At 39.6% G+C, this 381-nt stretch carries 1 protein-coding gene; it reads right to left on the bottom strand.

Translation table 11 applies throughout. The features are described from left to right. Nucleotides 1-381: hypothetical protein (locus tag AOA62_RS31870; protein WP_158235139.1), on the bottom strand; the 381-nt coding region annotated here is incomplete at both ends.

Consider the following 381-nt stretch of genomic DNA (forward strand, 5'->3'; position numbering starts at 1 on the left):
TTCTAGTACTAGCTGATGAGTATTCATTACAGTATCAGAGTTGACGGATGAGTCAGAAAAAAGTTGATAGACTTCATCAGCTGTCCTTACCCAACTCTTCGCTTCCTCATATAGTGCGTTCCCTTGCTTTTCTTCTAAACTTTCAAATGACTGTTTCCACATCATGCCAGCGTCTATCATTTCTTGCACGCCACTTTCCTCTAACCCATTCACAGCAATTCCCTTAATCGACAAACTTGCCGCTAGTTCCATCCACCTTATACCATTCTCCATAAATTCCGCCCAGTTTTCTGGAACTCCTGAACCATCGCTTTCTACGATAAATTGTTTAATATATTTATCTGCTATGTCTAATTCTCTTTCATAAAACTCAGTAAGGAC

The organism is Pseudomonas sp. 2995-3 (assembly GCF_002742565.1).
Classification (GTDB): domain Bacteria; phylum Pseudomonadota; class Gammaproteobacteria; order Pseudomonadales; family Pseudomonadaceae; genus Aquipseudomonas; species Aquipseudomonas edaphica.